Source organism: Streptomyces marokkonensis, assembly GCF_039539045.1.
In the GTDB taxonomy this organism is placed as follows: domain Bacteria; phylum Actinomycetota; class Actinomycetes; order Streptomycetales; family Streptomycetaceae; genus Streptomyces; species Streptomyces marokkonensis.
Genome location: NZ_BAABCQ010000260.1, coordinates 1 through 7,344, shown reverse-complemented (window position 1 = coordinate 7,344; position 7,344 = coordinate 1). Strand labels below are relative to the sequence as shown.

The following is a 7,344-nucleotide window of genomic DNA, read 5'->3' as shown; positions in this document are numbered from 1 at the left end:
CTCGCACCCGGCGGCCGGGTCTTCGTCGGCGACGTACGCGACCTGCGCCACCACCGGACCTTCGCGGCGGCCGTCGCCCTGCACGGCGCCGACCCCACCGCCGACCTCGCGGCGCTGCGCACGGCCGTCGAACGGGAGGTCATGCTGGAGAACGAACTCCTGCTGTCCCCCGACTTCTTCGCCGGACTGCCCGCCGAGATCCCCGCGCTGAAGGCGGCCGACATCGGCCTCAAGCGCGCCGTTCACCCCAACGAGATGAGCTGCTACCGCTACGACGTCGTCCTGCACACCGACCCGGTGGCCGACGACACGGTGCCGCAGCCCCCCGCCCTGCGCTGGGGCCGCGACATCACCGGCCTGGACCGACTCGCCGACGCCCTCGGGGACGGCACCGGCCTGCGCGTCGCCCGGGTGCCCGACGCCCGGACCGCCGCGCACCGGGCCGCCGTCGCCGCCCTCGACAATGGCAGCGACCTCGAGGTGGTCCTCGCCCGGCTGCACGGCCCGGCCCCCGCCGGACTGCCCGGCCCCGAGGACTTCCACCGGGCCGCGGAACGCCTCGGACACCGCGCCGCCCTCGTCCCGGTACCGGGCGAACCGGGCGCGTACGACGTACTGCTGCTGCCGGGTACGGCGGACCACGCCCCGCTCGGCCGGTACCGGGCCCCGGCGGAGGCCGCGGCGCTGCCGCTGTGGGCGCACGCCGGCGACCCGCGCCGGGCGGACGACCACGCAGCGCTCGTCGCCCGGGTCCGCGCCGACCTCGCCGAGCGCCTCCCGGAGTACATGGTCCCCCGCTTCTTCGCGGTCCTCGACCGGCTGCCGCTCACCCCCAACGGCAAGGTCGACCACCGGGCCCTGCCCGCGGTGGGCCGGCGCACCACGGCTCCCGGCCGGCCCCCGCGCTCCCCGCAGGAGGAAGTGCTGTGTGCCCTGTTCGCCGAGGTGCTGGGCGTGCCGTCGGTCGGCGTCGACGACGACTTCTTCGCCCTGGGCGGGCACTCGCTGCTGGCCGCCCGGCTCATCAACCGGGTTCGTGCCGCGCTGGGCACCGAACTGGCCGTGCGCGCCCTGTTCGAGACGCCGACGGTGGCCGGTCTCGCCGACCGCCTGGGCGTGTCCGACGGCTCCGACGCCTTCGACGTGATGCTGCCGCTGCGCGCCGGCGGCGACCGGGCACCGCTGTTCTGCCTGCACCCCGCCGGTGGCGTGAGCTGGGTGTACTCGGGCCTGCTGCGCTGGCTCGACCCCGGCAGGCCGGTCTACGGCATCCAGGCCCGCGGCCTGACCCGGCCGGGCGCCACGCCTGCGACCATCGCCGAACTCGCCGCCGAGTACGCCGACGAGATCCGGGCCGTGCAGCCGGCCGGGCCCTACCACCTGCTCGGCTGGTCGCTCGGCGGGCTCCTCGCCCACGCCGTCGCCGCCACCCTGGAGGCGCGGGGGCAGAAGGTCGCCACCCTCGCCCTGATGGACGCCTACCCCGACATCGAACGGCCCGCCGGGGAACAGGACCCGGCGGAGCTGACCCGGGGCATCCACCAGGTGCTGCTCACCGAGGCGGGCGTCGACCCGGCCCGCGCGCAGGACCGGGACCTGGACCGCGCCGAGGTGGTCGCCCTGCTGAAGGAGGGCGGCACGGCCCTGGCCGGCCTGATGGACGAGGACCGCGTCGAGGCGTTCACGGACGTCTTCGTGCACTGCAGCCGGATGATGTTCGACCGGCCCCTGGGGGCGGTCCGCAGCGACGTGCTGTTCTTCGCGGCCACCCGCGGCGGCATCGACGGCGCCCCGGGCGCCGACCGCTGGCGCCGCTACACCACGGGCACGCTCGCGGTGCACGAGGTGGCCTGCTCCCACGCCCAGATGGTCGAGCCGGAACACATCCGGGCCATCGGCACCGTGCTCGCCGCCCACCTCGACTCCGCCGGCTGACCGCCGTCCGTCCCGCCGGCGACCCGCCCGGGCCGCCGACCCAGCCCCCACCCCACCGACCCCGAACCGTGCGCCCGGCCCGCCGGCGTCACCCGAGGAGAGAACCATGACCAATCCGTTCGAAGATTCCGAAGGCCGCTTCCTCGTGCTCGTCAACGACGAGGGCCAGCACTCGCTGTGGCCGGTCTTCGCCGACGTGCCCGAGGGCTGGACCGTCGCCCACGGCGAGGACAGTCGGCAGGCCGCGCTGGACTGGATCGAGAGCCACTGGACCGACATGCGGCCCAGGAGCCTGGCCGCCCGCCTCGAGGGCGCGGCGGCGGCAGGCGCGGCCGACGAGGGGGCGGCGGCGTCGTGACGGCACCCCGCGCCGTTGCCCCGCCCTCCCCGCCGTCACCGGACCACGACGCGCGCCGCCTCGGGGCCCGCCTCGACACACTCCGCCGTCATCTGGGCCGGCTGCCGCCCAAGGCCGCCCGCTCGCCGGCCGAACAGCGCACGGCGGGGGGCATCCTCGCGGACGGCCGCGCCGAGCGCGAGCAGTTCCTGGCCCGCCACGCACCCGCCGTCTACGCCCGGCTCACCGACGACCTGCGCAGCCCCCTGCGGGTGGCCGACCTGCTGGCCGCCGCCGCCGAGCACTATCCCGGCCTCGTCCCCGGCGAGGCGGACCTGGCCGCGGAGAGCGGCAGGGCGCAGCGCGACAAGGAGGGCTGGGAGATCGACCAGGGCCTCTTCGTCGGCCGGGTCCTGGACGATCCGCTCAGCGGCCGTCACCTCGTGCACGCCATGGTCCGGCCCCGTGACCGGGCCGGGTGGCTGCTCGACGAGTTCCGCCAGCAGGACACCGTCGACCTCGGTCTCGTGGCGGTGCACCACAAGAACGGCGTCGGCCACGTCGTCTTCCAGAACCACCGGTACCTCAACGCGGAGGACGACGCCTCCAACCAGGCGCTGGAGACCGCCGTGGACCTCGTCCTGCTGGACGACCGCATCGACGTGGGCGTCCTGCGCGGCGGTGTCGCCACCCACCCCAAGTGGGCCGGACGGCGTGTGTACGGAGCCGGTATCAACCTCACGCACCTGCGCCAGGGCCGTATCTCCCTGGTCGACTTCTTCCTCGACCGGGAGCTGGGCGCGGTGAACAAGATGTACCGCGGACATCCGGGCGACTTCACTGCGGAACCCGAGCCGCGCAGCCTGTGCGAGAAGCCGTGGATCTCCGCGGTGGATTCCTTCGCCATCGGCGGGGGCTGCCAGTTCCTGCTCGTCATGGACCACGTGGTCGCGGAGCACGGCTCCTACGTCAACCTGCCGGCCGGACGCGAGGGCATCATCCCCGGCTGCGGGGTGATGCGGCTGCCCCGCTTCGTCGGCGAGGCCGTCGCCCGGCAGGCCGTCCTCTTCAGCCGGGACATCCCGGTCGACAGCCCCGAGGGGCGGATGGTCGTCGCGGACGCCGTCCCGGCGGAGGAGATGGAGGCCGCGGTGGACCGGGCGGTGGAGGGACTGCGCGCCACCGGCCTGTCCAGCGTCCTCGCCAACCGCAGGGCCATGCGGATCGCGGGCGAACCCCTGGACACCTTCCGCACCTACATGGCCAACTACGCGCGCGAACAGGCCCTCTGCGCCTACAGCCAGACCGTCTTCGACAACCTGGACCGCAACTGGGGCCGCTGAGCGGCGTTTCCGCGGCGACAAAGCGCCCCCGCCCCTTCCGCGCAGGGGCCGGGGGCGCTCGTGTGCCGCCCTGCGGTGCGCTCAGGCACCGCCCGGCCGGCCGGCGACGCCCCAGCGGGCCGGTGGCATCCCCTGGAGGACCACCCAGGTCTGCTCCCGGGCGTCGTCGCCCAGGACCCGGGCCACGGCGTCGGTGAGTTCCGCGATCAGCTCCCGCTCCGTGGCGGCGTCCTCGAGCCGGCTCTCGAACAGTTTGACCTCGATCAGTGGCATGTGCGGTGGGCTTCCTTCCGTGTGGTCCTCATGGACGTGCGGGGGGACGCGGCGGGGTGCGGTTCAGGCGGCCACCACCGACGCGAGGGCGTCGTCCAGCGCCCACACGAGGTGGTCGACCTGTTCGTCGCTCAGGCCGGGGTGGCAGGGCAGGTTGACGTGCTCCTCGAACCAGAGGCGCTCGGCCACCGGGCACTCCCCGTCGCGGTGGCCGCGGGCCCGCCACTCGGGCAGCAGATGCATGGGGAAGTAGCGGAGGGCGATCTGCACCCCGCGCTCGTCGAGCCCCCGCACCAGCTTCTCCCGCACCTCCGGCCCGGCGGAGACGAAGAACGTGTAGAGGTGGTAGGCGTGTTCACCCGGGGCCGGACGCGGGACCCGGCACTGCGGGAAGCGGGCGAGGACCTCGTCGAGCCGCGCCGCGACCGCCCGCCGGCGGGCCACCAGGGCGTCCATGCGGTCCAGTTGCACCGTGCCGACCGCGCACGCCGCCTCCGACAGCGTGGCGTTGGTGCCGTGCCGCAGCACCGACGTGCAGTCCTTGGCGTACACCGACGAGGAGTACATCATCCACGGCAGCAGCCCCGGCGCGCCGACCGCCTGCGCGGACCGGTACTGCCCGTCGGCCTCGTTGGACCGGAGCCGGTCCACCCGTTCCGCCCAGTCGTCCCGGCCGAGCGTGATCATGCCGCCCTCGCCGAGGGTGGTGATGTTCTTCGAGGCATGGAAGCTGAAACAGCCGATGTCGCCCAGCGAACCGGGCACACGGTCCCGGTAGCGGCTACCCAGCGCGTGCGCGCAGTCCTCGATCACGGTGATGCCCCGGGGCCGGGTCAGCGCCATGACCCGGTCCATGTCGGCCGGCCAGCCGCCGTAGTGCACGAGCACGACGGCCCGGGTGCGATCGGTGATCAACTTCTCGAGCCGGTCGGGGTCCACGTTGAGGGAGACCGGGTCGACGTCGCAGAACCGGACCGTCGCCGGGGAGGAGAGCAGGGGCTGCACGCTCGCCTGGAACGTCTGCGGGGTGGCGACGACCTCGTCGCCCTCCGCCAGGTCGAGCAGGTGCACGGCCAGCTCCAGCGCCACCGTGCCGCTGGTCACCGACAGCGCGCGACGGGCACCCGTGTGCCGGGCGAACCGCCGCTCGAACTCCAGGCGCAGCTCACCCGACGACAACGGTGCCGAGGAGGTGACCAGTCCGGACAGGGCGGCGGCCTCGGCGTCGCCCAGCACACTGCCCCGGTGGGCGGCGGGCACGGCGTAGCGCGACGCCGGCCGTGTCGGATAGGGGCTCTGCGCCGACGGCGCGGACGGCGTGGCCGAGGAACGGGTCCGGGAGGCGGACGGCTGCTGTGACACCGCTCAGCCCTCCGACCCGCCGGTCCGGGAACGCAACCGCGTCTTGTCCACCTTGCCCAGGCCCGTCAGGGGGAAGGAGTCCATCAGCACCAGGCGCTCGGGCAGCTTGAAGTCGGCGAGGCCGCGCGCGGTGAGGAACGCCTTCAGCTCGGCCAGCGTCGGCGGCTCGCCCTCCGGGACGACGCACGCGCAGACCCGCTCGCCGAGCAGCGGGTCGGGCACCGGGACCACCGCGGCCTGCTGCACCCGCTCGTGGGCGCCGACGTGGCGTTCCACCTCGGTGGCCGACACCTTGTCGCCGCCGCGGATGATGACGTCCTTGACCCGCCCCTCGACCACGACGTCGCCCTGCCCGGTCAGCCGGACCAGGTCGCCGGTGCGGTAGAAGCCGTCCTCGTCGAAGGCCTTCGCGTTGTGCTCGGCGGCCCGGTAGTAGCCGCGCAGGGTGTACGGGCCGCGGGTGAGCAGTTCGCCCGCGGTCCCGGGCGGCACCGGACGGCCCTCGGCGTCCACCACGAGCAGCTCGTCCTCCGGCGAGACCGGGCTGCCCTGCACCGTCGTCGTCCGCTCCGTGTCGTACCCCTCGCGGGTCAGGCACAGCAGTCCCTCCGCCATGCCGAACACCTGTTGCAGGGTGCAGCCGAAGGCCGGCCCGACGCGCCGCGCCACCTCGGGATGGAGCTTGGCGCTGCCGATCTGCACGGTCCGCAGCGAGGACAGGTCCCGGTCGATCCACTCCACGCCGTCCAGCCACAGGTGGGCGATGGTGGGAACGACGGAGGTGAGGGTGACGCCCTCCCGCTCGATCAGCTCGAAGCACTCCTCGGGACCGGTGCCGGTGGCCAGTACGACGGTGCCTCCGGCCGCCAGGACCCCGATCACACCGGGGCAGCCCCAGGTGAAGTTGAACGGCAGCGGCAGCACCGCCAGATACACGCAGTCCCGGTCCACCGCGCAGATCTCCGCGGAGGTCCGGACCTGGTACAGGTAGTCGTCGTGGGTGCGCGGGATCAGCTTCGGCAGCGCCGTGGTCCCGCCGGACAGCAGGAAGAAGGCCGCGTCCCCCGCACCAGGTCCGTCCTCCTCCGCGCCCGGCGACGGCTCGTCGTCCGCCTCGGAGAGCGCCTCGAACGAGGTGAACGGGCCGGGATCGCCGACCACGAACACCTCGCGCAGCGACGGGACCGCCGCCTCCACCTCGCCGGCGAGCGGGCGGTAGTCGAAGCCGTGGTACCGGTCGGCGACGACGTAGGCCATCGCCTCCGCGTGGCCGCAGAGGTGGAGGACCTCGCTGCTGCGGTGGGCGGGCAGGGCGTGCACCGGCAGCGCCCCGACGCGGTAGAGCGCGAAACTGAGCGCCACGAACTCGACGGTGTTGGGCAGCTGGACCACGACCCGGTCGCCGCGGCCGATGCCGCGCGCCCGCAGCCCGCGCGCCAGCCGGTCGACCCAGGCGTCCAGTTCCCCGTAGGTCAGCCGGCGCTCCCCGCCCACCAGGGCCACTCGGTCCCGGTGGCGGCCGGCCCAGTCGCGCAGCTCACCGCCGAGCGTGCGCCCCTGCCACAGGCCGAGCTTTTGGTACCTCTCGGCCGTCTCCTGCGGCCACTCGACGCATCCCTCAAGCACATCGGCTCCTTCGACGACGGATCAGGTGTTCTCCCGCACCGCGGCGGCACACCGACGGAATTCCGGACTGAGACGGATGGGGTGGATGGGACGGAGGCCGGTGCGGGAACGCCAGGCAGGAAGTGCCGAATTCACGGGAATCGCTTTTCTTTCCCCGTCTTCCCCTGTTCTGCTACGGTGCCGGGCATGGACAAAACAATTCCGCAGACATCCGAGGAACTCCGAGAAGTGCTGGCCGGAATCATCGGCGTGGAACCGGCCGACATACGGGACGACAGCGTTCTGTTCGAGCTGGGACTCGACTCGGTCACGGCGCTCATGCTCATCAACTCCTGGCGTCGTGCCGGACTGCCCGCCCCGTCCCAGGAGTTCATCGACGCGCCGACGGTCGGGCACTGGTGGAACCTCATCGCCACGTCCTGAACCGCGCCTCGGCCGGATATCCTCCCTGACGCTGCCGACACTATG

General features: G+C 73.7%; 7 protein-coding genes. 4 read left to right on the top strand and 3 right to left on the bottom strand.

Annotated elements, in window-relative coordinates:
- The 3 genes from ABEA26_RS34135 to ABEA26_RS34125 form a co-directional block, all read left to right on the top strand.
- Window positions 1–1,935 (top strand): alpha/beta fold hydrolase (locus ABEA26_RS34135; RefSeq protein WP_345597696.1); only part of this gene is annotated, 1,935 nt, incomplete at its 5' end.
- A gap of 106 nt (window positions 1,936–2,041) precedes the next feature.
- Window positions 2,042–2,293 carry an MbtH family protein gene (locus tag ABEA26_RS34130; RefSeq protein ID WP_345597694.1) on the top strand — a complete coding sequence of 84 codons (252 nt, stop codon included), beginning with the start codon at window positions 2,042–2,044 and terminating at the stop codon, window positions 2,291–2,293.
- Window positions 2,290–3,615: an enoyl-CoA hydratase/isomerase family protein gene (locus tag ABEA26_RS34125; RefSeq protein ID WP_345597692.1), complete on the top strand. Its 1,326-nt coding sequence runs from the start codon at window positions 2,290–2,292 to the stop codon at window positions 3,613–3,615. The genes ABEA26_RS34130 and ABEA26_RS34125 overlap by 4 nt, the downstream gene beginning before the upstream one ends.
- Window positions 3,616–3,696: 81 nt before the next feature.
- Here the strand turns inward: ABEA26_RS34125 and ABEA26_RS34120 are convergent, their stop codons facing one another.
- The 3 genes from ABEA26_RS34120 to ABEA26_RS34110 all read right to left on the bottom strand — a co-directional run bounded on the left by ABEA26_RS34120 (window position 3,697) and on the right by ABEA26_RS34110 (window position 6,876).
- On the bottom strand, window positions 3,697–3,888 hold the full coding sequence (locus ABEA26_RS34120; RefSeq protein ID WP_345597690.1) for a tautomerase family protein: 192 nt from the start codon (window positions 3,886–3,888) through the stop codon (window positions 3,697–3,699).
- A gap of 63 nt (window positions 3,889–3,951) precedes the next feature.
- Window positions 3,952–5,250, bottom strand: a complete 1,299-nt coding sequence (locus tag ABEA26_RS34115; RefSeq protein ID WP_425587952.1) for a DegT/DnrJ/EryC1/StrS family aminotransferase — start codon at window positions 5,248–5,250, stop codon at window positions 3,952–3,954.
- A 3-nt stretch (window positions 5,251–5,253) separates the two neighbouring features.
- On the bottom strand, window positions 5,254–6,876 hold the full coding sequence (locus tag ABEA26_RS34110; RefSeq protein WP_345597688.1) for a (2,3-dihydroxybenzoyl)adenylate synthase: 1,623 nt from the start codon (window positions 6,874–6,876) through the stop codon (window positions 5,254–5,256).
- Between the two features lie 186 nt (window positions 6,877–7,062).
- On the opposite strand from ABEA26_RS34110, the gene ABEA26_RS34105 reads away from it, so the two are divergent.
- Window positions 7,063–7,299 (top strand): phosphopantetheine-binding protein, encoded by a 237-nt coding sequence (locus ABEA26_RS34105; protein WP_345597686.1) that lies wholly within the window; start codon window positions 7,063–7,065, stop codon window positions 7,297–7,299.
- Window positions 7,300–7,344: the final 45 nt, after the last annotated feature.